Genomic DNA, 26,934 nt, shown 5'->3' on the forward strand with positions numbered 1-26,934 from the left:
AAAAAACGCAACACGAAGTCGGTAGGAGAACATAATTCCGCTTTTTGGGAGTTTGTTCGGAAAAATTCTTTTCCACTTCGTTTATTAGACTTCCATTCGCATATGGGCAATTCCCTTCCTTCTAAATCTCCGCCTCCGATCTCCACTCGCTTCCAGAGGGAACAAAAGCGACTGTTTGTCATTTTTTCCCTGGTATTGTGCTTCGGAATTCCCGCGTCCATTGACCTCTCCATAGAGCGGGAATATGTCCTTAGGACAAATCATGCCGGTAATTACAGATCCTTGCGACCAGCTACGGTTGCCATCGTTCCGGGCGCCTCCGTCTATAAAAACGCTCCTTCCCCGGTGCTGAAAGACCGATTGGATTGTGCTGTGGAATTGTACAGGCAGGGAAAAGTCCGTAAGATCCTTTTGTCCGGAGATAACGGATCGAGCTATTACAACGAAGTCAAACCTATGCTTCTATACGTCTTGGAAAGAAAAGTGAACGAAAGAGACGTGTTCGTGGACCACGCAGGTTTCCGAACCTTGGATACTTTGGTTCGTGCAAAGCAAATCTTTCAGGTAAAAGACGCAATCTTTGTCAGTCAGAAATTCCACCAACCTAGGGCGGCTTTTATCGCAAAAAAGATCGGCCTGGAATTGCAATCCTACGAATCGGATCGTCGACCTTACGTTAGCGGACCGTTCAGCCGAGTTCGCGAATTCTTTGCTAGAACTCTTGCTTGGGTCGATATGAATTTGGCAAACACTGCGCCGAAATATCTCGGGAATCCCTATCCGATAGAAGGAAGCGGCATCAAAACTTGGAAAGGTTCCGTCCTTTAAGATAAGGAAAAATCATTGTCGCGCATGTGCTCGTAGATTTCCCGAACGGCATCCTTCACCGAAATCTTAGGCTTCCAGCCCAAATCTCTCAACTTGGAGTTATCTCCTTTAGAACGAAGCATTTCTGCAGGACGAATTCGAGCCGGATCGACTTCGGGACGGATCGCTTCTCCAGTAAACTCGATCAGCCAATGCAGAATCTCGGAAATCTTAGTCTCATTTCCGGAACAGATATTATAGATCTCTCCCGACTTTCCTTTTTCCGACAAAAGAACATATGCGGAAACCACGTCTTGGACATGCAGAAAATCCCGGGTCGGATTCAGATCCCCGACCATGATTTTTTTCGGCGAACCTTTGGAGGTCTGAGACATAGATTGCACTTCTAAAATCTGCCTACAGAAATTCGGAACGACGAATTTCGGATTCTGGCCTATCCCGATATGATTGAAGGGCCTCGCGACTATGGTCTCTAGGGATTCGATGCTTCTGGAATATTGTAGGCAATAGGTTTCGGCTGCGACTTTCGAGGAAGAATACGGATTGAGAGGAACCGGAATCGCATTCTCGGAAACCGGAAGATTTTCCGGCTTTAAATTTCCGTACACGTCCGCGGAGGAAACGTACAAAAACCGAACCTTACGTCCGGATTTTCCGAGTGACTCGAGTAAATTCAGGGTTCCGCCGACGTTAATCTCCAATGTTTCCATCGGGTCTTCGATCGCTTTTGGAACGAATGCTTGGCCCGCCAGGTGAAAAACGACATCGGGAACAAAATCATCCAATAATCTAGCAAGATTTGGGGAATCCCGTAGGTCACAGGTACGAAAAGCAAAGGACAAAGTCCTACTCTGCTCCCGAAGGCCTAAACCCAGAACCTCGTATCCGGGACGTTTCAGGAGCTCGCGGACAAGATATGTCCCTACAAATCCTTCTGCACCGGTTACCAGACATTTCATGGAACGAAAGATCGGCAAAAACCGAACAAAAATACGATTGTTTTGTCCACAGAGAAAAAAACAATCGAATAAAAGTCCCGGGCCTTATGGAAGAACGATCCCCCGACATCATCGAAATTAAAGACGCTGCCGTGAACGTTCGGGAGCTGATGGAAGAAATCGAATCCCGTCTAGCCAGGCGTCCTGTTACTAAAGAGGAATTGGAAAAACTCTCCCGTTGGAAGTTTTCTCCCGAATCCCCGGAGGGATATCGAGAGTTCGATGCCGCGGAAACAGCCCATCTTTTCGAGAAAGGGATCGCTCCTCCGAAATTTACGAATCCTAAGTTTCGATTCATTCGCGGGCCTTTGCGCTGGATCTTCATCAGCATGGTGGAGTTCTACGCGTTTTTGGACAAGAAACTCGCAGAGAATAGAACCCGCGCATTTTACAGCGTATTAAACGAACTGATTCTCCTAAGAGGGGATCATGAAAAACTGAAGCGGAAGTTCGAACGTTTTTATAACGAATTTGTTGAATTGAATTATTCCCTACGCAGGGAAATAAAACCGGAGTTTCTCTGGTCCAGTGAATTCCTGTACGAAGAAGAAACGCTGGAAGAGAGCGAAAAACTTCTCGTTTCCATGATCACTCCGGCAGATTCCGTATTAGTATTGAATCCTGAATGGGGGAAGTTCCTAAAACATCTCCTAAAAGCGCAGATCGAGTTTCGCTGCGTTTCTTGGAATACGAACCAGTACGAATTTATAAAGGAACAAATCTACAACTCCGCGGAAAATCTTTCTTTCGATGAGTTGCTTCCTCAGCCTCCTCTTCCTTCAAAAATCGTGATGCCTTCGAATCTTTGTCTCCTGCCGAATTGGGTCTTAGAAAAATTGTTCCGAAATCTTGCCCAAAAATCCGCTCCCGGGACGGAACTTCTCTTCCGATATTCCAATTTTTCCAACCGGTTCGCTTCGCCGTTTCAACCGGTTTTACTGACTCAGATAGGAGAATCGTCCCTAAGAGAATTTCTCCGCAAGTTAGGATTTAAAAACGTAGCAGAGACGAAAGTCGGCGACGGATTTGCCGTAGTCAGCTTTAGAAAATGAAGGTATACCAACATATCACCGAATTCCGCGATCGGGACGGGATCGGAAACGATATAAAAGGAATACGATCCGCATTGGAATCGATCCGAATTCCCTCGGAAATCGTATGCTTGGCGGACCTGAGCTCAGGAGAACTACCTGTTCAAAATTTTTATAATATAGATTGGGTCGGCATCCCGGGTAACGATCAAGTCCACATTCTCCAATACGGAGGCCCGGGATATCCGCTGGACGATTTTCTTGCGTTGCGCGGAAGAAAATTCATCCGATTTCAAAACGTTACTCCTCCGGCTTTTTTCCAGCCTTTTTTGGAAGAGGATATGTTCCAACTCTTCTCGTTGGAATTTAAAAAATCCGTTATAGAATTGCACAAGATGAAGCGTTACGTGCAGGCGTTTCTTCCGAGTTCGAAATTCAGCGCTTCCAATCTGGAAGATCTGAATATAACGCATTCGAAAGTTTTACCGATAGTCAGGAAATACGTTTGGTCGGAAAGAAATCGTCGAAAAAAAAACGGTCATACTCTGGGTTTTGTCGGAAGATTGATCCCCAACAAAAAAATCGAGGACTTGCTTCTATTAGTCTATTTCCTGAAGCGAATCAACAATAAATATAGAATCCTAGTATGCGGATCTGTCCCTACCTACTTCGAGGAGTACTTCGCTAAACTGAAAAAAATGGCTTGGGATTTAGGTCTGGGGGAAAACCTGCAATTCAGAATGGGGCCGACCGACCATGAAATGGATCGCTTTTGGGACGAAATGGACGCATACGTTAGCATGAGCGAACACGAAGGATTCGGAATCCCGTTGGTGGAAGCTTTGAGCAAAGACTTGCCCGTCTTCGCATATTCCTGCACGGCTGTCCCCGAAACCCTTCGCGGCGCCGGATTCCTGTTTAATAATAAGGACTTAAACGGTCTGAGAAAATTGGCCGAGTGGATCCACCTGATCCTCCAAACCGAAGGTTCCGGAAAACCTTTGACCGGAGAAGAAGCATCGGTTAAGCGAAGAGAAGTTGTGGAGGAATACAATTCTATTCCCTTTGAACGTTTTTTTAAACAACTTTTGACGATTCGGGAAACGGCTTCCTCCGCTTATTAAGAATGGCAAGACAAAATATCCATCAATTCGCTGCGGGCTTTAATTTAGGGGACGCGATTTCGAACGAAATGCAATCCCTAAAGTCGGTGTTCCGAAGACTAGGCTATTCTTCCGAAATTTTCGCCGAAAATACCGGTCCAGGAACCGGAGCGCTGGTAAAGAAGTACAAATATTGTCATGCGAAAAACAAGGATATCATATTCTATCATCATTCCATCCATTCTTCCGTGTTCGAATATATACAGAGAATGAAATGTCCGAAAGTTCTGGTTTATCACAACGTTACTCCTCCTTCCTATTTCGAAAAATACGATCTGAAACTGACTTATCTTTTAGGGCAAGGGCGTGAAGAACTCTCGCAGATACGCGACGAATTCAATGCTGTGTTCGCGGTTTCGGATTTCAACAAACGGGAATTGGAGGAATTAGGTTATGAAAACGTAAAAATATTACCCATAACTTATCAAATTCCGCCCAAACCGAACTTCGTGGCTTCCCGCACGGACGAATTACAATTTAGGGGACCTAGATTCCTATTTGTGGGAAGGATTACGCCGAATAAAAAACAGGACGATCTGATCCGATTCGCTTATTATTACTCCAAGACATTCGGCCCCGATTTCCAGCTTTTTCTGGTAGGATTCAGTTCCAAAGAATTGTATCTATATCGCGAAGAACTGGAACGGATGCTGGATTTTTACAAGTTGAGACAAAACGTTATCATTACCGATTTTTTGTCCGAAGAGAGTCTGCAAAGGATTTACAGGGAATGCGACCTATTTATTTCCATGAGCGAACACGAAGGATTTTGTGTTCCGTTGTTGGAAGCCATGGTCCACGGAATTCCGGTAATGGCCTACGACGCCGGGGCAGTCCGGGAAACTCTTTCCGGAGCAGGGGTCTTATTTAAGGAAAAACGAATGGATCTACTCGTTGGACTCGCGAACAAGATCGTAAACGACCCTGAATTAAATCGGGCCGTTCTGAAAACTCAGGAAGAACGGATCGGGAACTTTTCAAGAGTTCGCCCAGAATCCATTTTGAGGCCGGTCCTTGCAGAACTCGCGTAGACGATTAGCCATAGTGACTCCTATTTTTTCCGATCGCATTTCCGGCGGTTCGGAAAGATTGATTTTTTCCTACACTTTGATGCTTTCCAAATTTTACGAAGTAACGGTATTATCCACGCGGACTTTGGATTACATTACTTGGAAAAACCAAATTCCCGTCAAAGAACTCACCCCGGTCCAGCTTGGCCCGGATACTGAAAAAAAGATCTCCTCCGAATGGTTGCCGGCCGATTCCGAAAACCGTATTCGGATCCTTCGATTTTCAGTGGATAAGGAGCGAAACATTCGTAAATTCAATAAATTCTCCGATAAGGTACTGAAAGAACGGCCTTACTCCTCCTTCCTGACAGGAACGTTCACTTCTCAAGAAGATCGGGAATGGACTTGGATCGACATGCAGGGACCTTATTGTCCCGATTTGATCCAATATATAGAAACGAATGAAAGGGATTATGACCTCTTCATTTTCATATCCTACCTATATTACCCGATGGTTCACGGATTACCTCTAGTCGCGAAAAAATCCCTTGTCATACCCACTCTTCACGACGAACCTCCGGCTAAATTGTCCGTTTATAAAAATCTGTTCAAAGACGACTCCGCTTACAGTTTTAATACTCCCGAGGAAAGAAATTTATTCGAAAATATATACGGGTTTTCGCCTTCGATAGAAGCGGTCATCGGCATGCATCTCGAAATTCCGGATCAAAGTTCCACGCTTCGAAAACCTGCTAAGATCGAAGACAGCCCCTGCGATTTTCTATACGTCGGAAGGATAGACGAAGGAAAAGGCGTATCCGAGCTCGTAGATTTTTTCGGAGAATGGCAATCCAGATCGGGAAGGAAGGATCGTCTTTTACTAGCCGGAAAAGGCGATACGAAATTGATGCATAAGCTCACGAAAAATCCTTTCGTATCGGCATTAGGCTTTTTAGAGGAATCGGAAAAAGCCCGCCACATAGCGGAAGCGGATCTACTAATCAACCCGTCTCCAATGGAGAGTTTTTCCATTATTTTGATGGAAGCCTGGATCCGAAGAACACCGGTCTTAGTGAACGGCCGGTCCGACGTGTTGCGCGGGCATTGCATCCGTAGTAACGGAGGACTTTACTATGTCGACCGGGAAAGTTTCATAGCAACAGCGGAATATTTAGTTTCCCATCCGAAGGAGAGGGAGGCGATGGGCATCAGCGGAAGCAGATATGTGGAGTTGAATTTTAACCCGGAAACCGTGGAAAAAAAACTCATCGGGATCGTGGAGCGCACGATTCGCAGACGTTATTCGGAGTAAACCCCCGGTCCGAGACCGGAATTAGGACTCTTTCTTTTCCATTAAACGAATCATCATTCTATTCATGGATTCGATTTCCGGACCGCTCAAAGTCTGAAACCTTTCCCGAACACAATTGGTGAATTTCGAATCCAGCTTTTGAAAGATTTTTTTACCGTTCGAGGTAAGACCCAGGTCCCAGGCCCTTCTATCGTCCTCGTTCCGAATCGAATCCAACAGACCTTTCGCCCTCAGCTTTTCGATCAATACAGTTATGTATGCAGGGCTGACGTCGAGTTCTTTGGCAAGATCGGCAGATCGTAACCTCTCGTTCGGATAAAGACTTCGAAGAACGATGAATTCGTTCATAGTGTATCCTTCACGGGAAATCAAATTGCCGAATTCCTTTTTCAGATCGCGAGAGAATGTCCGGAATCGTTCCGACAATTCCTGAAGAGTATCGACTTTTACTCGCGCCATTCCATTTATCCGATTAACAATTAACCCGGTTAAACATCTGACCCGGAAAACCGAAGAATCCTTTCCATATTTTTCCGAAGAACCTTCTTTTTTCCAAAGAGAGAACCGTTCAAAGTCGGTTCAGATATTCTTCCAAAGTTTCGACCATTTTTTCGTGCAACGTTCCGTTCGAAGCGATAATATTGGACACGTAAGGATGAAAATCGTTATTATCGAACGTACTTAATTTCCCGCCCGCTTCCTGTAAAATGGCAGCGGCGGCGGTCATGTCCCAAGGCTTGAGGTCTTCTTCCCAAAACGCGTCGAACTTACCGTCCGCCACCCAACATATATCCAGTCCCGCAGATCCTGTTCTTCTAATCCCTCTGGATCGGAGAAGAAAGTTCTTAAGATTAAAGACCAATCTATCTATTCGATCGCCTTTGTCGTACGGGAATCCGGTGCAAAGTAGTGCGTTTTTCAGCTCTTTCGTTTTCGAAACCGAGATGGAAACTTTGTCGCGAAAAGCGCCTCCACCGGACATCGCATGATACACTATTCCGAGAGCCGGCAAAGGAACGATTCCCATAACCGCGTTCCTGGTTTCCACATCCTCCAAACCTATGCACACACAGTAAAAAGGAATCCGATGGGAATAATTCACCGTACCGTCGAGAGGATCGATAATCCATTTAAACCGGGTCCGCCCTTCATAAACGGAACCTTCTTCCCCTAAAATATGGTCTTCCGGAAAGACGCGACGGATTTCGTTAACGATCAGATTTTCCGATCCTTTGTCCGCCTTGGTTACCAGATCTGATTCGATGTTCCCTTTGTAGGAAATCGACAAGTCTTCCTCTTCATGAGTTTTGACTAGGAATTCCATCACCGTAGGAACGAAATTTAGGAAATGTTGGTATCTGATTTTGATGTCGTTTTCGTAGCTCATGCGGTTCGGTTTTCAGGTTTTGGTTCAACCTATCGGAAGATTGTATTTCGTAAAGGAAGATACCTCGGTTCGGTTTCTTTAAATTTTTTGTTCTTTAGAAGCGGAACCTAAGAACTCCTTTGCCTTGTTTCTATGCTCTTCCTTGATAAAAATCGTCGCTGCTTGAATCACTGCCGCGATTACCGCCGCATCATCTAGATAGCCTGCCCCGATAAAAACGTCGGGAATCACGTCCCAAGGCGTTAAAAAATAGGTCAGCGCTCCGGCGATGGTAAGTTTCGCTTTCAGTGGGGTGTCCGGATCTAGCATGGCGAAATATAAAGCGATGGCGTCCGGTAAAAAAGGGACTTTTCCGGCGACCTTCTTCACTTTTTCCCAAAACCCTTTTTTTACCGATTCGATCTTATCTTCTTCCATCGTTGCCTTAAGTGTATGTCGAGTCGGAAAGCCTTCCAAGTAAATTTCTCAGAAATGATCCGTGCTTTTTTCGAATCTAAGAAAGCGTTCCGGAATCGGCAAAACTACCGACACCTCTTCCTTCGAAAACGGATCCACGAATTCCAGATGATAGGACAAAAGAAGGAGTCCGAAAGATTGGAAGATCTGCGCGTTTTTAGAATAGAGCAAATCCCCGACTACGGGAGCTCTGAGACTTTGCATATGAACCCGGATCTGGTGAGTTCTTCCGGTCTCTAGGAGCGCTTCGACTAAAGAGAATTTCCGGCCATTTTTGGAGACGACGGTTTTCAGGACCTGATAATGAGTTACGGAAGGTCGACCTTTCGAAGTGACCGTCATCTTCAATCTTTCCGTAGGATGTCTCCCTATGGGTAAATCCACGGTGCCTTCGCCATCCGGCAAAGAGCCTTGTGTCCAAGCCAGGTATTTTTTCGTGATTTTACGTGTCCGAAACAACTCGGAAAGTCTTGCGTGAGCCGTGTCGTTCTTCGCGACCAACATCAATCCTTCGGTAGGTTTATCCAATCGATGGACGATTCCAGGTCTCGCCTCCCCACCGATCCTGGACAGCTCCTTAAATTTATATAGAAGGCCGTTCACCAATGTCGCCGAGCGATCTCCCGGGCCACTATGGGATGCGATTCCCGCGGGTTTCCGAATAATCATATACTCCGGAGTCTCTTTCAGAACTTCCAAATTCATCTGGATGGGCTCCAAATTTAAGGGCGGCTTAGGAGGAACGGAAATTTCGAAAGTTTCTCCGGGTCTGACTTTATAGGAGGCTTTATCTATTTTCTTTCCGGAAGCGTCTTTTACCCAACCGGAATCGATCCAGTGCTGAACGGATGCACGGGAAATTTCATCTCCTAAAGTTTCCTTCAGGAATTTATCGATTCGAGCACCTTCCCATTCCGGGTCTACTTCGGAACGCAGTTCCATATTCATCGATCCTACTCCTTTGATTGTCGCCGAATATCATGAATTCCGATCTCGGTTAATTGGTAAAAAAGATTTCCCATTTTCTTAGAATTCGTATATTTTGGATAAATTCACCGTAAACTTTACCCTCTTCCATCAAAGGACGGATATAACATGGCTAAAAAAATTCTTAACTTCCTGTTAGTCGGTGCAACGGCTTTTTCACTTTCTTTCTGCGCTTCGTCGGAAACGAAAGAGCAGCCGGCACCCGAACCGCAGGCACAAACCAATGCGAATGAAAGCTCTGCGGCTTCATCACGTAGCATAGATCTGGGCTCTCCGGAAGGAATCGCGAATACTTTTAACGATAAAATCAAAGATTTCCGCTATCCAGATGGAATTACTCGTCCGGGATTCAGCTACAAAAAAGCGGATGTAAGTGCGGGCGATTTTAGCGAATGGTCCAAAGCGAACGTTGCCGTTCTGAAGGACGCTCTCGGAAAACTTCCGGATTCTTGGGTTCTACAAATCACCGGTCATACGGATCAAGTCGGCCCGGAAGAAGCGGAAGGCGATAAAAAAGGAAACGTTTTTTACGGAGATATCCGCGCTAAAGCGGTCAAACAAGCCCTGGTAAAACAAGGAATTCCCGCAAATAGAATCGTTACGAAAAGCGCCGGTTCTTCGTCCCCGGTTTCCGGCCTAGAGGCTAAAGACCCTAAAAACCGCAGAGTCACTTTCAGTTTTGTGGCAGGAACCGCTTCTGCACCTCCTGCTCAACCGGAAACTCAACAACAACCTCAACCTAGCAGCAACCCGCCGCAACAGCAATAATAAGCTCTAGGAAAAGCGAGAGGGACGTTCGTCCCTCTTTCAAAAAACGGGGAAACAAAGCCCCGTTTTTTTATACCGAACTGCTTTCCCCTTAATCCAGACCCGGGGAAATCATTTTTTCCGGCAATACCCATTGGTCAAATTGATCACCGGTCAATAAACCCAGCTCTATACCGGATTCTTTTAGGCTTGTGCCTTTCTTATGCGCGTTTTTGGCGATTTTCGCCGCGTTATCATATCCGATATGCGGGTTCAAAGCCGTCACCAACATTAAACTATTTCGAAGATGTTCCGCAATTTTCTCCTTGTTGGCGACGATTCCCCTAGCGCAATGCTCTTCGAAAGAAACAGCCGAATCCGAAAGAATACGGATCGAATTCAATACGTTATGGATAATCAGAGGCTTAAACACGTTTAGCTCGAAATTTCCCGAGGCGCCTCCTATGTTGACTGCGACATCGTTCGCGATGACCTGTGCAGCGACCATCGTCATTTGTTCGGATTGAGTGGGGTTTACCTTCCCGGGCATGATAGAGGATCCGGGTTCGTTTTCCGGAATGGAAATCTCACCGATTCCACAACGGGGCCCCGAGGAAAGCCAACGGATATCGTTCGCGATCTTCATAAACGAAGCTGCGACGGTCTTTAAAACTCCGTGGGTTTCGACCAGCGAATCATGAGCTGCAAGAGCTTCGAATTTATTTTCCGCCGAAACAAAGGGGAGGCCCGTTTCTTTCGAGATTTGGGAAGCGGCACGTAATGCGAATTCGGGATGGGTATTCAATCCAGTCCCTACCGCGGTTCCACCCAATGCAAGCCTATAGACGGAAGGAAGACAGGCCCTTACCCTCTCGATATTATAATCCAATTGCTTGACATAACCGGAAAACTCCTGGCCCAACGTGAGAGGAGTCGCGTCCTGCAAGTGAGTTCTTCCGATTTTGATGATATCTTTGAATTCTCCCGCTTTCTTACGCAGAGTATCCCTGAATTGTTCCAAAGCGGGAATCAGTTTTTTAACCAATTGCTCCGCCGCAGCGATATGCATCGCTGTCGGAAACGTGTCGTTCGAGGATTGAGCCTTGTTTACGTCGTCGTTGGGATGGATCGGCTTCTTGGAGCCTTTCGTTCCTCCGGCAAGTTCGATAGCTCGATTCGAAATGACCTCGTTGGTATTCATATTCGTCTGGGTTCCGGAACCGGTCTGCCATACGCTTAAAGGGAAATGTTCGTCCAGCTTGCCCGAAATGACTTCATCCGCTGCCTGAACGATCAATTTCCTTTTGTCTTCAGGTAAAAGGCCGAGTTCCGCATTTACTATGGCTGCGGATTTTTTCAATATCCCTAGGGCACGGATCATTTCTCTCGGGAATCGGTCGTTACCGATATGAAAATGATGTAATGATCGTTCCGTTTGAGCGCCCCAATATTTGGAGTCGTCTACTTCGATCTCTCCCATAGAGTCGGTTTCGATCCTAGTTTTCATGGATCCTCCAGAGTTATATAAGTTAGAATTTTTAGGCAGGACGCGAAAATGCGAGATTACTCTTCCCGGAACTTACGAAGAGTGTCCGCCAATGCAGCGAATTCTGGATTCTTTGCAGTGACGTTCTCCAGATATTCCAGAACGGAGTCCAGCCAAGCGGAATCGAATTCGAGTTCCTTCCGAATGAACACATGTCGGACGGAATTCATGGAACGGATTTCGATATATCTCCGCTTCTGGTCATAGTATATGAGGTCGGCAACTTTGTCTTTTCCGAATTCGGGGGAAGCGACTGTGTTCACCACTTCATCCAACCAAATCAGTCCGTTATTATTTCGATCCACGTAATCGATGACTTTCTGCAATTTCGGGGGAATCAACAGGGATTTCTCCTTGGGGCCGACGATAACACCTAAGGATTTTTTACGTTTCGCCTGAGGTTCCGCGGTTTCCGATTTTGGAGAAGCTTGTTTCTGCGCGCTCTTGGTCGATCCGATCGAATCGTCGAGTATTTCGAAATCCTTCTTTTCCGTCGAAGCGACTGCAATTCCGAAAAGCCCGAGAATCCATTCCAATAATCGGACAATCCAGGATTTCGAATCCTGCTCCGCCTTACGTTTTTGCTTTTCCGTTTCTTTTTCCCATTCCGAAATCGCTTTCGATAAACGCAGTTGTTCGTCTATCGCGACTTCCGAATCCACGCCCTCGGTGACTTCCCTTAAAAAAGCATAAATCCCTTTTGCCTGACCGTTCTTGCGGATCAAATTGTGAACGGAAGTTCTCTTATCCTTGTTATACAAAAATGCCGGGATAACGTTTTCCAAGGCCAGGGTCAAAAGCCCCGGAGCGGATCCGGTCGTTTTTTCCCTCTTTAGAATATCGTTCCTGCTCTTTATTTTCTCCAGGATTTGGTCTAGAATTTCTGCCTTGTTTAATCCGGCCGCTTGGATCGCCCCGTCTTTCAATTTAATGGAATTCTGATCGACAACCAACGGTTCTTTGGTCTCGCGGATACGGATCACGATGTCGGTGAATGCAAGATTGACTAAGGATTCCTTCCTCAATGCTGAAAGAGAATTCATTGATTGGATCAAAACTTCGAAAGCTTGGAGAAAGAGATCCGAACCCTCCCAATTTTTTCCGGAAGTAAATGCCGGGTGTCTCCGAAGCTCCGCAAGAAACTCCGATCCTTGCATCATTCCATCCGACTGAATCCAACTCGTCTGCTCGGCGGGAAGAAGATGAACGAGAATCCTTCTCGCCAAAGAAATAAAGATCTCGTAAACGATTTCCATCTCCGTCTCTTCGTTAGCGGCTCCCGTCTTGGAATCGGGAGAAGAGTCGTTTATCAATTCGTCCAAAGATGGTTGTACAAGATGAAATTCCGGATGAAGTTGCAGCAAAGGAGGACGATTTCCTCTTCTTTCCAGAGCCGTGATTGCATCGCCTTCGGTCTTAATCTGTGCGAGAAATTCCGCGATCTCGGGTTGCTTTTTGGATAGAATCGAGACGAAAGTTCCGAGAATTTCCTCATTCAGCTTTAGATTTCTCTGTAGGAACGATTCCATGGAGAACGTAATCAGATTTCTCATGGACAAGGCCAGGTTTTTGGAATCTTGAAAATCGACGGGATTTCCTTTTTCATCCGTGTTTATGTATTGTCTCTGCACCCATTCCCTTAATTCTCCGCTGTTCTTCTTTTCCATCAGGATGAAATCCCGACGGTGAATGAATTGTAAAAACGCAGAGGCGCTCTGTGCCAGGCAAGCGAGCTTTATTTTTTGAACCTGCTCGGATTTTCTGGATGCCGGTCTTAGAACTACGTTAGAAAGCCCTAATTCCTTGGTCTCTTCCGAGACGAACATGTATTGGTACAAAACGAAACCGTTCTTGTTTTCGAAATATGTTAAATCCGCCGGTTTTAGAAATTGAAGTTGCTCGAATTTTGCCAGAGCGAAAGGGGATTGACTGAACAAAAAGAAGTTCTCCACTCCCTTTTCGATTAAATCCAAATCCCGCATTGCTTTAGGATTGGTTTGGAGCAGCAGATTTCGGAGCTCCTCTTCGGGAATCAGATCCACTCTTTCCGGAGGAACGATTCCTAATTCTTGGGCGGGAAGTCCTAGTTCGGGCGAAATTTTTGGAGATCTATCCGCTTCGGGCATCATGTTTCTCTCTTTTCGCCCCGGAGATTCCTTAGCGATATTGCTTTAGTACATTCTCGGAGAGCGCGACTTCTTTCTTGAGTTTCGAAACCGATCCTTCGACCTTTCTTCCGAAACTTTCCTTATGCCCGCATCAAACCTTCCAAAAAAGCGATGTATTTTTCCCTTCCCGGATACGGTCTTCTTGCGGTACCACTCTGGACGGCGGCTTCCGCAACTGCAGGCGCTACATGATATAAGACGCGTTGATCGAACGGTTTCGGAATCAAATAGTCGGGGCCAAATTTGAATTTTTCCCCTCCGTAGGCCGCGCTCACGGATTCCGGTACGTCCAAACGCGCAAGTTCCGCAAGCGCCCGTGCCGCCGCCAATTTCATTTCCAGTGTAATATGCCTGGCCCGAATATCCAAGGCCCCGCGGAAAATAAACGGGAAACCCAAGACATTATTCACTTGGTTCGGATTATCACTTCTACCTGTTCCCATAATCAAATCCGATCGAACGCCTTTAGCGACAGAATACGGAATTTCCGGATCGGGGTTGGCCAACGCAAAAATCACGGGAGATTTTGCCATGGAGCGGACCATCGACTCGTCGACCATATCTGCAACGGATACGCCGACGAAAACGTCCGCATTTTGCATGATATCCGCTAAAGTCCTAGCTTTGGTATTTTGTACATACTTCTGCTTGGTCTCGTTCAGGTCCGTACGCTCGTGATGGATCACTCCTTTGGTATCCACCAAAAAGATGTTTTCTTTCCTCACTCCAATATGCTGCACCAACTCTGCGATCGCAATTCCGGCAGCACCGGCTCCGCAGATCACGAGCTTAATTTCGCTAGGTCGTTTTCCGTTCAGCTCGAAAGCATTCAGGAGCCCTGCTACGGTGATGATCGCCGTACCGTGCTGGTCGTCGTGGAAAACAGGAATGTTCATCCTCTGTATGAGTTGTTCTTCGATATAAAAACTTTCCGGAGCTTTAATGTCCTCCAGATTGATTCCGCCAAAAGTAGGCTCCAGCATTTTCACCGCGTTCACGAATTCTTCCGGATTCTTCGCATCCACCTCGATATCGAAAACGTCGATTCCAGCGAATTTCTTAAAGAGCACCGCCTTTCCTTCCATGACCGGTTTCCCGGCGGCGGGACCGATATCCCCCAATCCTAAAATCGCAGTGCCGTTCGTGATGATTCCGACAAGATTTCCCTTGTTCGTATATTCATAGACTAGGTCCGGATTTTCTTTGATTTCCAAACAAGGATAAGCTACCCCGGGAGAATAGGCCAAAGAAAGATCATAGGAATCGCGAGTCGGTTTTGTGGGAACTACTTCGATTTTGCCTTTAGGGTGCTGAGAATGATATTCGAGCGATTTTTCTCTCATACGAATAGACCAACTTTTTTGTAAATAGGCTTCGATTCTATCTTAATTCCGAACTTTTCCTTTTCGAATTAACCGTGAGAATCCGGTTTCCCGGATGCGCAAGTCAAAGCTGAAATCGATTCACTTACCGACGCAAAACTTGCTAAAAATTCTGCCCAAGACTTCTTCCGTATCCACCCGTCCGTTCACTTCCCCGATTTCATCGAGGGCTGTATCGATTTCCTTAATGTACACTTCCGCAGGGGCATTTTCCTCGATCAGGAGAAGACATGCATTCAGAGATCGGACGATGGAAAGAAAATGAAAACGATTTCTTTCCTCCAAAAGGACATAATCCTCGGAACTCTCCAGACTTTGCAGCTTGGCGGAAATTTCGCGGATCAACTCGTCGACACCCTGTCTCGTTTTGCAGGAAACCTCGCAGACGACGGCATCAGAAATTATATTTCGGATCGCGGAAGGATTCCAAGTAGGACTCGCAATGTCGAATTTGTTGGCGGCGATCACGGCTCCGTTCAGTTTTGAAAGGTTGGATCGCACGAACTTTCCCCAGTCGATTTCTTGCGATAGATCGATTACGAACACGCGAACATCCGCCGACGAAAATTCCTTTTCGCTCCTTTCGATTCCCATTCTTTCCACCTTGTCGCCGGTCTCGCGAACCCCGGCCGTGTCCGTAAGGCGGATCGGAATCCCGGCAAGTAGGAATTCCTCGCTCACATAATCCCTAGTAGTCCCGGGAATATCCGAAATGATGGACCTTTCACGCCCGAGAATCAAATTCATCAGGCTGGATTTTCCCGTATTGGGTTCCCCGTATAAAACTACTCGGCTTCGCTCCAGAAGAGTTTCCGCTTGGCCGGATTTTTTCAGCAGGTTCTCGCAGGTTTCCAAAACCTTTTGGATCCGATTCTTTCTCTGTACTAAAGACTCGAAGGTCAGGTCTTCGGTGGAGAAATCGATTTCCGCTTCGCATTCCGCTTTTAACGAAATCAGTTGGCTCCGAAGATTCGATGCAAGACGGGAAAGCTCGCCGAAAGCGTTCTTCTGGGCAAGTTCCAATTCGAAACGCGATCTGGCTTGGATGATCCGACCGATCGCCTCCGCTTCGTTTAAATCCAACTTTCCATTCAAGAAAGCGCGCTTCGTAAATTCTCCTTGCTTCGCGGGTCTTGCCCCTGATCGAAAAAGGCATTCGAGAACTTCTCTTAATAAAATCGGATTTCCGTGCGCATGAATTTCGCAAAGATCCTCCCCGGTAAACGAATTCGGTCCGGGGAAAAAAAGAAACACGACCCGATCCAACTTTCTGTCATGATCGACGAAGTTGAAAGTATGCGCGTGCCTAGGTCGGACCGAAACTCGGTTCGTTTCGGATCCGATTCCTCTAAGGTGTAAAAGGGAGATTTTCAGCGCGTCCGGACCGGAGATCCTTAGAATTCCGATAGCTCCGGCTCCGGAGGCGGTTGAAACGGCGGCAATAGTATCGGCCACTGCCGTTTCAGTAATCGTTCACTTCTTCAAGAAGATCCCCGTTAGGGCTTTTATCGACCACGTCTTTGTATTTGTGACGATCCTTCATCGGAATGATACGGACTTTTTTATAAGTACCGTTTCCTTCCGAGCGGGTAAATACCTTCTCATTCTCCTGGAGCGCCATGTGAACGATCCTTCTTTCGAAAGGATTCATCGGCTCCAGCAATTTGGATTTCCCCGATTTTGCGACGGAGGCGGCCACAGACTTACTCAAACGGATCAGGGAAAGTTCCCGCTTGTCGCGATAAGATTCCGTATCCAGAACGATTTTTCGACCGTGACGGATCTTAGAATCGACCATCAGGTTCACCAAAAATTGAAGAGCATCCAGAGTGGCTCCCCTCTTTCCGATGATCAAACCGGATTCCCGACTTGTGACTTCGATGTAAATCTTTCCGTCCACGTCGCCCATTCCGACCACTTCCGCTTCGATTCCCATCTTACGGAGTAAGGTAATCACTACTCCGTGTATGATTTTCTCCGCCGGAAGATCCACGTTCAAAACGAAAGCCCGGATCACTGCGGGTTTCTTTTGGGTTAATCCTAGAAATCCGGATTTTCCGGATTCGACCGTCTCGAATCTAACGTCCCCGGAGTCCAATCTTAAGGTCTTAAGAATGAATTCTTCCGCTTCGACTTTTGTTTTTCCTTCAGCTTCGAATATATAGTTTTCCATATCGTTTTCCTCGATATATGAGTTCAGGCCTTCACAGGGCTTTCATCTTTCTTTCGTACGTTGGTGATCCATTGCTGCACGATCGAAAGCAGGTTGGTAACGGTCCAATACAGAGTCAAGCCTGAGGGCATGCTCCACAGGAAGAATACCATGATGAGAGGCATCACGTACATCATCACCTTCTGATTCGGATCCGTAGGCACTGTGGTCAATCGCATGGACAAGAATTGGGTTCCCACCATCAACAAAACCAAAAGGTTCAGCGAAAGTCCTTCCTTAGTCAGATACGGAATGGAAGGGGAAGTCCATACGAAATCCGGTTCGCTCAAATCCTTGATCCAAAGGAAAGGCGACTTCCAAAGATCGATCGTATCCGCAAAGGCGACGTATAATGCGAAGAAAATGGGCAGCTGAATCAACATGGGAAGGCATCCCCCAAGTTGCGAAAGCGGATTCATATTATGCTTTTTGTAAAGCTCCATCATTTTTTGCTGACGCTTTTCCGGGTCTTTCGCGTATTTCTCGTTTATTTTCTTCAATTCGGGAGAAAGCGCGCTCATCTTCTTCATCGATTCCGCCTGCTTTTGATTCAGCGGATAAAAGACGAGTTTAAACAACAAAGCGAAGAGAAGAATTCCGAATCCGTAGTTCGGAAACGTATAATGATAGGATTGCTGAAGAAACCAAACGATTCCGTTGCGGATCGGAGTAAAAATCCCTTGGTTGAAGGATTTGTTCAGATCGGGACTCAAACCTGCAAAGGGAGATTTCGGATTGCGGAACGGATCCAACTTGGGATCTCTAAAAAGCATCCCGTCCCATTCGCGGATTCCCACATAATTCGCAAAATCCAGAACTTCGGACTTACCCGGTTCCAGTTCGATATCGAAGTAGGTCAAAATCACTCCGGACTCGTTTTTCTTACGGTTATCCAGGAGAATTCCTCCCGCATGTTTATTCAAAGAATCGGAGACGGCGAGGAAATACCGGCTTCCCGCACCGACGAAATCGGCCCCTTCTCCGGAACTTAGGACTTCCTTAAATCGATCGTCCCCATTCGGAACTCCGGTAAAGAAGTTTCGGATTCCCTCGAAGAAGTCCCAAGCGGAACCGCCGTCCACGAAGTCCTTCATACTTCCATCCATACGATAGACGCGGAAGAATTTGGAGAGTTCCTGATCGTTCGCTTCCCGATTTTGCGGGACCGGTCCGATACTGCCGAAAGTTCTCAGGTAAGCGGGTTTTTCGCGACGGGAAAAAGCCAACTTATCCTTTCCGATATTCGTGACGGAAATCTCGGTTTTAAAATAATTCTCTTTGGGAAAGAATTGGAACGTTTTCTTCAGAAGGACATTGTCCTTAGAAGAGGTAAAAGTGAACTTTAAATTTCCCTTATCTTCTTCGGATTTAAAATTGATCCGGTTCCAATCCGAAAAACCGATCGTTTCCTTACTGTCCGAAAAATTGAAATCGAAACCTTTGCCCCGGGAAAGCTCTATCGCCTTATATTTGGCGCCTTCCACTTCGACTTCATCGTAATCCGCCCTGGCAACTTTAACTTCCTTCCCTTCCGAACTCGTATAATCCTTGATGTATAGCTTTTCGATCCTGGCTCCGAGGCTGGACAGAAAAACGATATGCGAATCTGTTTTGACGACGAATTTCCTGATTTCTTTAGGATCGACTTTCGTTACGGCGTTTTGAGTCGGTTGTATCGGAGTTTCTTTGGACTGTTTCGAAACTTCCGTTTTCTGCTCCGTTTGCTTGTTTTGCGGCTTCGGTTTTCCCAGATCCGGATTGAGAAAGTAGTTCGCGACGAACCAAATTCCTAAACTGAGCATTAAAGCGAGAAAAAGCCTATTTTGTCTGTCTTCCATTCCTATTTCCTTTTAGGGTTGGGGGGTAAAGGGTCTTCACCGGCGGCGAAGAGGGGATTGCAGCGAAGGATCCTTTTTCCGGAGAGAAAAGATGCCTGAAAGAAATTATATTCATGAAACGCCTGCAAAGCGTATTCGGAACAACTAGGTGTAAATCTACATGCAGACGGGAGAACGGGTGAAATCCAACGTTTGTACAGAGTAATCAGAAAGATAGCCAACTGATTCATTGAATTCGTCTCATGAGAAAGGCCAAACAGGAAATCAATTCACTGTGATCCAGTTCGAAAATCGTCGGCTTTGCCAGCACAGCGATATCCAATCCTTGGGAAAAAACGGGAGCCAATTCTGCGATCGCCGCCCGAAGTCTTCTCTTGACCCTATTTCGTCGGACCGCAGTTCCTACAGAACGTTCCGGACAATACAAATATCTATTGTGTCCGATTCCGTTCGGTTTGTGAACGAGAACCAGCGGAGGTTTCGAAAATCTCTTCCCTAACTGAAAAAGTTCGCGGATATCTTTCCTGGATGTAAGTGTCTCTTCGATTTTACTTCGTTAGAACTTCTTTCCGACTCTTTCATCGGAAACGGTAAGTTTGTAACGGCCTTTTGCCCTTCTACGGGAGAGAGTTTTTCTGCCACCCGGAGTCGCCATTCTGGCGCGGAAGCCGTGGGTACGGGCGCGTTTGATCCGGCTGGGTTGATAAGTTCTTCTCATATAAATCCCTATGTAATATCTACGATTGCGGTTTTTTGACCGGGGAAGTCCCCCTCCGTTAGGATTTTCTACCTAAATCGGGCAGTCAACCCGTTTCCCCTAAAAGAAAGTGATACCGGTTTTAAGGGAGGGGATAAAAAAAGAAAAACCCGGCGACGTCCTACTCTCCCACACAGCGAACCATGCAGTACCATCAGCGATGAGAGGCTTAACTTCCGTGTTCGGGATGGGAACGGGTGTGACCCTCTCTCTAGAATCACCGAGAATCTAAGGCCACGTTGTAAGTACCCTTTGGGCTGTCAATGAAAAATCCAAGAGAAATCAGCTCGTATTTCATGGCTGGAGCCGATTCCAATCGATAAACTGTTCCCCGGCCATCGGCTGACAAACGGGACAGAAGAAAGAATCGTGACCCAGCACGTTGGCACGGCGTATTTTGGTTCCGCAATTGGGACAGGGTTCGTTTTTCCGATTCCTGACCTTTACATGATCCCGGACCTTAAAATCCAAAGGCGCCTTTTTCTTTCGAATATAATCGATGGAATCGGCCAAAACCTTTCGAATGCTTCCATACAACCGATGCTTGTCTTCGGAAGAGAGCCGATGGCAGGGGGTTTTCGGATGAATCTTTGCATCGAATAGAATCTCGTCCGAATAGGCGTTTCCCAAAACACTCAACTTGGATTGGTCCATCAGGAAGACTCTGGTTTGCTGCCGGCTTTTATCGATGCGACGCAGGAATTCCTCCTCGGTAAATTGCTCCGAAAGAAGATCCACTCCCTGTTCGGAATATTTCGGAATCTGCGCGAATTGGTTGGGCAAAGAGAAATACACTTTTCCCATTCTGACGTCGTCACTATAATTTAGCACCGATCCCTCCATGCGAAACCGGACGCATAGATCCTTTTTTTTATAATTCGGCTCAAGCGAGAAGCGGCCGGCTAGCATCGGATGAATTATGACGTTTTTATCGCCTAGATCGAAATTCAGAAAAGGACCGTTCCTGTACAGCCCCTGGAAAGAAGTTCCGATAAATCCATCCTCGATCGAAGAACCGGTCAAATTTCGGATTACGATCGGATCCAAAATCTCTATCGCAGATATCTTACGACCGATCAGTTCGGGCGTAAGACGCTCTTCAATGACCACTAGATCCGGTAATTCTGGCATGATGCAACGGACGATCTTCTAAGGCAGATCGTTGAGGGAACGTTCATCTTTTCTTCCGATTGGGAAGATATTTATAATATTCCACTTCTATCGTATTAATTAGGAAAGTATAATATTTTAATAGCTTTTTGTCGTATTTCTTCTTTTGAGCTTCGTTACGAAGGAATTCGGACAATTGGTCCCGAATCAAAGGAGCCTTCAGGTCGGAATGACTGAGTATGATCGTACTAGGCATACCGATCGGAACGATCTCGTCCGGAATCGCGATCATTGCGGCGTTCTGTAATAAGGCGTATTCCACTGTCGAGGCGACCTTATCGTCGTCCGGTTCCGACTTGAGATAAGAAACACTTTGGCGGATATTGTCGATATTTTCCCAGATTTTCTTCCGAAGGGATTTTCCATCGTGAATCTTATCTTGGATTTTCGTGAATCGATTCGGAAAAACGAATCTTTCCGCGCCCTTTGCGATCAGGCTCACTTTCTTTTCTTTCGGGGTTTCCGCCTTTCCAAAGTGTTCATCCGAGTCATCCTCATCCTTAAATCCGGCATCCGATACCGAACCGCCGCCTATAAAAATTCCCGAAATTCCCGTTCCTTGGGATTTGGACATCGTATTGGGTAAATCCACTTTTTCCCTATCCCGGAAGAAAAGAGCCAGCATGATCCCGATCACTAAAGCGACCGGAATTCCTACGAAGATGATGCCAACCGTGCTGAAATGGACGGAAGCGATCAAAAAGAAAAGCATGGTTCCCACGAATCCGAGAAGCCCCATCGAAAGATTGAATTTTTTTGCGAGAGCCTCGGATCTTTCCCGCTCTTCCGTCTCTCTTTCCATCAAAAAAGAGTCTTGCTGCAGCTTTACTACATGATCTCCTTTTAATTTCGAATTCAGATCGGGGTGTTTTACCGCGGATAAGGAAGCGCTGATCTCCTTCGCGATGGACAGTTCTCTTTGAAAGGACGGATTCACTTTGGATTCGGAAGTCAATTTGTGAATTACCGCCGCCATATAGCCCGGATCGCAAATGTAAATCTCAGAACTCCCGTCCTCCTTTTGAATCTCCTTCATGCCGAAGGATGCGGCGAGTTCCTTTTTCAAAACTTCCGAATACGAGGTGATCTGGTCCGGTGAAGTGATACCCACTCCGGCCAACCGTTTCTCCGGGTTGAATTTGTACAGGGTAAGTTGTCCTTGCGTGTGTTCCCGGATTTGAGTTTGGATTCTATGAACGAGACTCTTAAAGGCCCCGTCGATTTTCCGTTCGCTTAATCTGGATTTTTCCTCGATCAGTTTTCGTATAATTTGAATGGAAGACTGACAGGTTTCCCTCACCCTTTTTCCCAGATCGTCCTTTTCCCGGTCGAAAGGAAAATCCTCTACCAGCTGGATGAGAGCCTCGGCTTTCTCACTATTTTGCCTTCTGCCCTGCTCCGCTGTTCCATGAACGTTTTCGAAATCCTGGATGCGGGACCGAAACAAAGTATAACCTGCTCTTTCCGCTAATTGCTTTAAGTATGTGAGGGCAAAAACTTCCAATCCGTCAAGCTGCGCGCGGTAATGAGCAATCACTTCCGGTTGGTGAACGTAAGTTCCATCGGGATTCAACATGAGATCATCGATGATGATATGATAGTCCGGGAGAATTTGAGTTAAGGCCTCTTTCGATTTGGCATAATTGACGAAATCCGACAAAAAATCGGTCATAGGAAGGTAGTGATAAGGTTGAAATCCTCTCCGCAAAAGACTCGCCATTTCGGACTCGAGCGAGCCCAATTTAGGATAAAGCCACAACTGGCCTGCTTTATTTTTATGTAATATAATCGCGCCCGGGCGATCTTCTTCGAGAATACGCGGTTTCTTGGATCGATTTGCAAGTATCAGATCTATGGTTTCTTCGGAAAATTGAAAGCAGGCTTTTCTATACGGTGTAACGTCCGTTTTAGCTTCTTTCTGGGGGGAAACCAAAGCGATTTTGGCCATGACTTTATTTGCGTTCCTAACCAGAAACGGATACATCATCGCCGACTTATTTTTCCCCTTTTTATCGGAATCTAAAACCTGACGCAAAGCCAAATCCACCGATTCCGGAGACTTCGCTTGCTCGCTTAAATTCCGATACTTATTTAGAAGCTCACCGAGTTTGTCCAGAGTGAGAAGATAGGAAGGATGAACGCTTTTAGACCCGTGCTTTTCGGTTTTTTTATGCCAATCTCTCAGTTCATCCAGAATGCAACGGGAAGTGGCGGATAATCCCACCGCTCCGTCATTTAAGAAAATATAGTCGGGCTGAAGTCCGTCTATATCGGCGACTTTAGATTGGTCCGAGGATAATTCTTCAAAGGATAATTCTTGCTCCAAAGTTTCCATGAGCGTCCGAAATGAACAACAATCCGGGAGGCGGATTTCGCGAATATTCTAGAAACCAGAATCGCGAATCCGAAAAGAGATTGAAACTCTTTTATTACGCCAAATTCGGTCGGTGAAAATCTGCCAGATATGTTAATTCGAATATCCGGCCAAAACCTTCCCGATCCTGGAAAGTCCTTCGGAAAGTTCTTCATCGTCTCGGGCAAAACTGATTCGGGCACATTCGTCGACAAAAGGATAATTCACTTCGGATTTCGGATAGAAATACCTCCCCGGGACGAGGATCACGCCGGATTTTTTGAGTACCGAGTACAATTCGGTTAAGGATTTTGAAAGTCCTCTGAATCGGACCCAGAGAAAAAAAGCTCCTTCGCTTTCATGAACCTGGTATCTGAATTTGCCTGCCCACTCCCTTTCTATCACGGAGAAAGCAAGTCTCCGTTTTTCGGCATAATACGGAAGAATTACGTTTTTACTTAAGGAAGACCAGGCCCCCGAGGTAAAAAGCTCTAGACCGACGTATTGTCCCAGACTTCCGCCGGTTAAATTCAGGACAGCATTCGCTTTATTTAATGAGGAAACGGTCTTAGGGTCCGCCAAAACAAAACCCGTTCTTACCCCAGGCAATCCGATCTTGGAAAGACTGAATGATTGGATCAAACCTTCTTCGTAAAACCAGCGATGCCCTTCGGAATAAACGATCCCCGGAAACGGGAAACCGTAAGCGCTATCTAGAAGGAACGGGATCCTTTTTTTTCCGGCGAAAGAAAGTATCTTTCGAATTTCCTCTTCCCCTGCGATCCGTCCGGTCGGGTTGGAAGGGCGGGATAAGACAACACAACCGAGAGGTTCCGAAGATTCGCTTAATCTTTCCAACCCTGCTTCGTCCAGTTCGTAGCGGAAGGTATGCTCCCCCGTTTCTCGAACGAGACTCGGAAGAGGAAGGATGGAATCTTCCTCTAATGGCTGGTCTATATAACCGATGTATTCCGGAACCGCCGGAAAAACCGCCCTTCTCTGAATACCGTCCTCGTAAGTCCCGGAAAAAAAATTCAAGAGTAAATAGAATGCGTTTTGGGAACCACCCGTAATTGCGATTTCTTCGGTTCGAATCGGTCTGCCGGATTCCTTCCGTAAGAGATCGGCGATGGCTTCCAGGGTTTCCCGCTTGCCGCTAGGAGATTCGTATTTTCCTAGAATCGATTCCCAACTTCCTTTCTCCGTTAGTTTGGAAAGAAACTCTCTCCAAACTGACTGTACCTCCGGGATCAACGCAGGACTTCCTCCTCCTAACATACAAATCCCTGGGTCGAGATTTGCCAGATCCTCCATAAGTTGCCCAATACCGGTTTGGCGGCTAAATTTCGAACCGAATTTGGATACGGAGAATTTCGGAATCATAGACGTATTCCACTTTTCTTTCCATGAAAGTTCCGGAAACATAATCTAAGTTTAGGCGGGAAATTTTTCTTTCTTTGTCGAATTCTATCATTGGAGAAGGGTATGCCTGAAAATATTCCTACCGATATTCGGAAAATTTTGGATCCTGAAAATTTGGATCTCGGGACGTTCCTGAATGCCTTTCCTTGGGAAAGTCGGTGGACTTCGCTTTCAGATCCGATCGACAGACTCTGGAAATTCGATTTAGGCGTCACCCCGACCCAAATATGGCCTTGGTTGACGGACACTTCGTCCTTTAACAAAAGGATAGGTATTCCTGAAATGAAATTCCGGGAAATCGACGGAAAGTTATTCGGTTCCTCCAAAAATGCAGGAATCCTGATGGAATGGGAGGAAGTTCCCTGGGAATGGGAGTACTGCAGACAATTAAATAACGCGCGTATCTACTCGAAAGGATTTGCGTATTACGTCAGAACCCGTTACCAACTTTTTCCTTTAAACGGGGATGGAACTAGGCTCTTCGTCTATTTCGGATGGATACCGAAAGGGTTTATCGGAAAACACATGTTGCCGATCGGGATGCGTCAATTGGAGAAATCCTATATCAAAGGATTATCCGAAGTCGTAAGCGATCTGAAAAAAGTAGAAACTGCAGGCTGGATCGGCCCTTCGGCTTTGGGATTATTGAAGGAATCTCCGGCAGATTCAGATCCGGTTTTCCCTGCGAGAGTACACCAAATTCGTACAGGCTTAATCCGGGACGGCCAACCTAGAAATCTCGTGAATAAAGTATTGGGCTATATATTCGACGCAGAGGAGAACGACCTTTACCGTATCCGAGTCAAGGCCTTGGCAAAGGCTTGGAATATTTCTTTAAACGAACTACTTCTCGTCTTTCTACACGGTTGTCGCCAGGGTCTGTTTACCCTTTCCTGGGATATTATTTGTCCTCATTGCCGCGGAGTGCGTACGGAAGCCATGCATCTGGGAGATTTGCCTACGAGAGATTCCTGCGAAGTTTGTAATATACGTTTCGATACGAACCAAATCAACTCGGTGGAAATCACTTTCCATGTCCATCCTTCCGTTCGCGAGGTCCAAAAAAGATTTTTCTGCGCGGCGGAACCCGCCACCAAATCGCATATCCGCTTTCAAAAATATCTGGATCCGAAAGAGACGTACGAATCCCGTCTTTTGCTCGGACCCGGAACCTATCGAATGAGGGTCGGAGGAGAGAAGCATTATACCCTTTTGGATGTGTCGAAAGATTCTTCCGTACAAAAACTGGAATGGTCGACTTCTTTGCCGGAACAACTTACCGTGAAAGATTTCCCCGCATTGGTCCTGAAAAACGAGGACTCTCTTCCGAAGACTTTCGTCATAGAGGAGAGGCGGGAAGACCAAAACAGTCTTAGACCGTCCGATCTATTCAATTTTCAGGATTTCCGGGAACTGTTCTCCCAAGAAGCTCTTTCCACCGAATTGCAGTTGGATATCGGAATCCAAACGATTTTGTTTACCGATATAGTCGGATCCACTCGATTCTATCACCAAAAAGGGGACACGAGCGCGTTTGCCGAGGTGCGGCAACATTTCGTGGAAATTTATAAAATTGTTCGGGAATACCAGGGCGCCGTTGTAAAAACGATCGGAGACGCGGTCATGGCCTCCTTTACTTCTCCCGTGAACGGAATCCTTGCTGCCTCCGAGTTGCAGGAAGCATTTTCCTCCTCGAAGAACCGGACTCCGATCCGGATTCGAGTCAGTCTTCATAGCGGTCCCTGCTTAGCGGTGAATTTGAACAGCAATATAGATTATTTCGGAAACACGGTAAATTTTGCCGCCAAATTGCAAGGGATCGCTGACGAGCAGGAAATCGTACTTTCGGAAACCGTTTTCCGAGATAGGGAAGTTCGTCATTTTATGAAAGAAAAGGGGTGGAAGGTCAAAAAAGTGAAGTTCCACCAATCCTGGATCGATGTGGATACGGATGCTTACAAGCTGGTGAAATCGACCGACGGAACATGATAATAAAATAAGAGATGATTGCTGGAGACGCCGGGGTTCGCCGCGACGCGACCGGACTTCCTTTCCGATCGGGCTCTGCGGCGTCTCACTCGAAGCCTCACCGCTTCCGTGCGGTTCGGTCGCAGAGATTACGCTCCCTATGAGTCGCTATCTCTGCTCTCTTGAGTTCGCATTCTCA

Annotated in this window: 24 protein-coding genes and 1 rRNA gene; 7 read left to right on the forward strand and 18 right to left on the reverse strand. The window is 46.4% G+C overall.

The features are described 5' to 3' along the window. Positions 1-102: 102 nt before the first annotated feature. A complete protein-coding gene (locus EHO60_RS04550; RefSeq protein ID WP_135766980.1) occupies positions 103-828 on the forward strand; it encodes a SanA/YdcF family protein in 726 nt (241 codons plus the stop codon). On the opposite strand, the gene EHO60_RS04555 is transcribed toward EHO60_RS04550, so the two are convergent. Then, the gene (locus EHO60_RS04555) at positions 825-1,787 is read right to left on the reverse strand and encodes an NAD-dependent epimerase/dehydratase family protein (RefSeq protein ID WP_135766981.1); all 963 of its coding nucleotides are present in this window, start codon (positions 1,785-1,787) and stop codon (positions 825-827) included. The two genes, EHO60_RS04550 and EHO60_RS04555, sit on opposite strands and share 4 nt — an antisense overlap. Positions 1,788-1,873: 86 nt before the next feature. Here EHO60_RS04555 and EHO60_RS04560 point away from each other — a divergent pair, with 86 nt between their 5' ends. The 4 genes from EHO60_RS04560 to EHO60_RS04575 are packed head-to-tail and all read left to right on the forward strand — an operon-like array spanning position 1,874 to position 6,342. Beyond that, positions 1,874-2,878 carry an LIC_10202 family protein gene (locus EHO60_RS04560; protein ID WP_135766982.1) on the forward strand — a complete coding sequence of 335 codons (1,005 nt, stop codon included), beginning with the start codon at positions 1,874-1,876 and terminating at the stop codon, positions 2,876-2,878. Next, positions 2,875-3,981, forward strand: a complete 1,107-nt coding sequence (locus EHO60_RS04565) for a glycosyltransferase family 4 protein (protein WP_135766983.1) — start codon at positions 2,875-2,877, stop codon at positions 3,979-3,981. Before EHO60_RS04560 ends, EHO60_RS04565 begins: the two co-directional genes overlap by 4 nt. Positions 3,982-3,983: 2 nt before the next feature. Then, positions 3,984-5,051 (forward strand): glycosyltransferase family 4 protein, encoded by a 1,068-nt coding sequence (locus tag EHO60_RS04570; protein ID WP_135766984.1) that lies wholly within the window; start codon positions 3,984-3,986, stop codon positions 5,049-5,051. Continuing rightward, positions 5,035-6,342 (forward strand): glycosyltransferase family 4 protein, encoded by a 1,308-nt coding sequence (locus EHO60_RS04575; RefSeq protein WP_135766985.1) that lies wholly within the window; start codon positions 5,035-5,037, stop codon positions 6,340-6,342. The genes EHO60_RS04570 and EHO60_RS04575 overlap by 17 nt, the downstream gene beginning before the upstream one ends. A gap of 21 nt (positions 6,343-6,363) precedes the next feature. Here EHO60_RS04575 and EHO60_RS04580 read toward each other — a convergent pair whose 3' ends face one another. From EHO60_RS04580 to EHO60_RS04595, 4 genes are all read right to left on the reverse strand, one after another. Beyond that, positions 6,364-6,801, reverse strand: a complete 438-nt coding sequence (locus tag EHO60_RS04580; protein WP_135766986.1) for a MarR family winged helix-turn-helix transcriptional regulator — start codon at positions 6,799-6,801, stop codon at positions 6,364-6,366. 109 nt (positions 6,802-6,910) lie between these two features. Further along, a complete protein-coding gene (locus EHO60_RS04585; RefSeq protein WP_135766987.1) occupies positions 6,911-7,729 on the reverse strand; it encodes an inositol monophosphatase family protein in 819 nt (272 codons plus the stop codon). Positions 7,730-7,807: 78 nt separating this feature from the next. Beyond that, positions 7,808-8,146, reverse strand: coding sequence for a YkvA family protein (locus EHO60_RS04590; protein WP_135766988.1), 339 nt, complete (start codon positions 8,144-8,146; stop codon positions 7,808-7,810). Positions 8,147-8,194: 48 nt separating this feature from the next. Continuing rightward, the gene (locus EHO60_RS04595; RefSeq protein WP_135766989.1) at positions 8,195-9,133 is read right to left on the reverse strand and encodes an RluA family pseudouridine synthase; all 939 of its coding nucleotides are present in this window, start codon (positions 9,131-9,133) and stop codon (positions 8,195-8,197) included. Positions 9,134-9,280: 147 nt separating this feature from the next. On the opposite strand from EHO60_RS04595, the gene loa22 reads away from it, so the two are divergent. After that, the gene (gene loa22, locus EHO60_RS04600) at positions 9,281-9,940 is read left to right on the forward strand and encodes an OmpA family outer membrane lipoprotein Loa22 (protein WP_135766990.1); all 660 of its coding nucleotides are present in this window, start codon (positions 9,281-9,283) and stop codon (positions 9,938-9,940) included. 91 nt (positions 9,941-10,031) lie between these two features. Here loa22 and fumC read toward each other — a convergent pair whose 3' ends face one another. The 13 genes from fumC to EHO60_RS04665 all read right to left on the reverse strand — a co-directional run bounded on the left by fumC (position 10,032) and on the right by EHO60_RS04665 (position 24,728). Next, complete coding sequence (fumC, locus tag EHO60_RS04605; RefSeq protein ID WP_135766991.1) at positions 10,032-11,426, reverse strand: class II fumarate hydratase; 1,395 nt, start codon at positions 11,424-11,426, stop codon at positions 10,032-10,034. A gap of 56 nt (positions 11,427-11,482) precedes the next feature. Further along, positions 11,483-13,591 carry a hypothetical protein gene (locus EHO60_RS04610; RefSeq protein ID WP_135767952.1) on the reverse strand — a complete coding sequence of 703 codons (2,109 nt, stop codon included), beginning with the start codon at positions 13,589-13,591 and terminating at the stop codon, positions 11,483-11,485. A 122-nt stretch (positions 13,592-13,713) separates the two neighbouring features. Then, positions 13,714-14,976, reverse strand: a complete 1,263-nt coding sequence (locus EHO60_RS04615) for a malic enzyme-like NAD(P)-binding protein (protein WP_135766992.1) — start codon at positions 14,974-14,976, stop codon at positions 13,714-13,716. 120 nt (positions 14,977-15,096) lie between these two features. After that, positions 15,097-16,470: a tRNA uridine-5-carboxymethylaminomethyl(34) synthesis GTPase MnmE gene (gene mnmE, locus EHO60_RS04620; protein ID WP_135766993.1), complete on the reverse strand. Its 1,374-nt coding sequence runs from the start codon at positions 16,468-16,470 to the stop codon at positions 15,097-15,099. 7 nt (positions 16,471-16,477) lie between these two features. Then, positions 16,478-17,188 carry an RNA-binding cell elongation regulator Jag/EloR gene (gene jag / locus EHO60_RS04625; protein WP_135766994.1) on the reverse strand — a complete coding sequence of 237 codons (711 nt, stop codon included), beginning with the start codon at positions 17,186-17,188 and terminating at the stop codon, positions 16,478-16,480. Between the two features lie 23 nt (positions 17,189-17,211). After that, positions 17,212-19,065 (reverse strand): membrane protein insertase YidC, encoded by a 1,854-nt coding sequence (gene yidC, locus EHO60_RS04630; RefSeq protein WP_135766995.1) that lies wholly within the window; start codon positions 19,063-19,065, stop codon positions 17,212-17,214. 2 nt (positions 19,066-19,067) lie between these two features. Beyond that, complete coding sequence (gene yidD / locus EHO60_RS04635) at positions 19,068-19,295, reverse strand: membrane protein insertion efficiency factor YidD (RefSeq protein WP_135766996.1); 228 nt, start codon at positions 19,293-19,295, stop codon at positions 19,068-19,070. Further along, positions 19,292-19,612: a ribonuclease P protein component gene (gene rnpA / locus EHO60_RS04640; protein ID WP_135766997.1), complete on the reverse strand. Its 321-nt coding sequence runs from the start codon at positions 19,610-19,612 to the stop codon at positions 19,292-19,294. The genes yidD and rnpA overlap by 4 nt, the downstream gene beginning before the upstream one ends. Before the next feature lie 9 nt (positions 19,613-19,621). After that, entirely contained in the window at positions 19,622-19,783 is a 162-nt protein-coding gene (gene rpmH / locus EHO60_RS04645) for a 50S ribosomal protein L34 (protein WP_010416069.1), read from the reverse strand. 147 nt (positions 19,784-19,930) lie between these two features. Next, positions 19,931-20,047 (reverse strand): 5S ribosomal RNA (gene rrf, locus EHO60_RS04650). A 69-nt stretch (positions 20,048-20,116) separates the two neighbouring features. Next, positions 20,117-20,953, reverse strand: coding sequence for an Fpg/Nei family DNA glycosylase (locus EHO60_RS04655; protein WP_135766998.1), 837 nt, complete (start codon positions 20,951-20,953; stop codon positions 20,117-20,119). Between the two features lie 43 nt (positions 20,954-20,996). Beyond that, on the reverse strand, positions 20,997-23,327 hold the full coding sequence (locus tag EHO60_RS04660; RefSeq protein WP_135766999.1) for a hypothetical protein: 2,331 nt from the start codon (positions 23,325-23,327) through the stop codon (positions 20,997-20,999). 132 nt (positions 23,328-23,459) lie between these two features. Then, positions 23,460-24,728 (reverse strand): aminotransferase class I/II-fold pyridoxal phosphate-dependent enzyme, encoded by a 1,269-nt coding sequence (locus EHO60_RS04665; RefSeq protein WP_135767000.1) that lies wholly within the window; start codon positions 24,726-24,728, stop codon positions 23,460-23,462. Positions 24,729-24,830: 102 nt separating this feature from the next. Between EHO60_RS04665 and EHO60_RS04670 the strand changes: the two genes are divergently transcribed. Continuing rightward, positions 24,831-26,756 (forward strand): adenylate/guanylate cyclase domain-containing protein, encoded by a 1,926-nt coding sequence (locus tag EHO60_RS04670; protein ID WP_135767001.1) that lies wholly within the window; start codon positions 24,831-24,833, stop codon positions 26,754-26,756. Positions 26,757-26,934: the final 178 nt, after the last annotated feature.

It is taken from the genome of Leptospira fletcheri, assembly GCF_004769195.1.
GTDB lineage: Bacteria > Spirochaetota > Leptospiria > Leptospirales > Leptospiraceae > Leptospira_B > Leptospira_B fletcheri.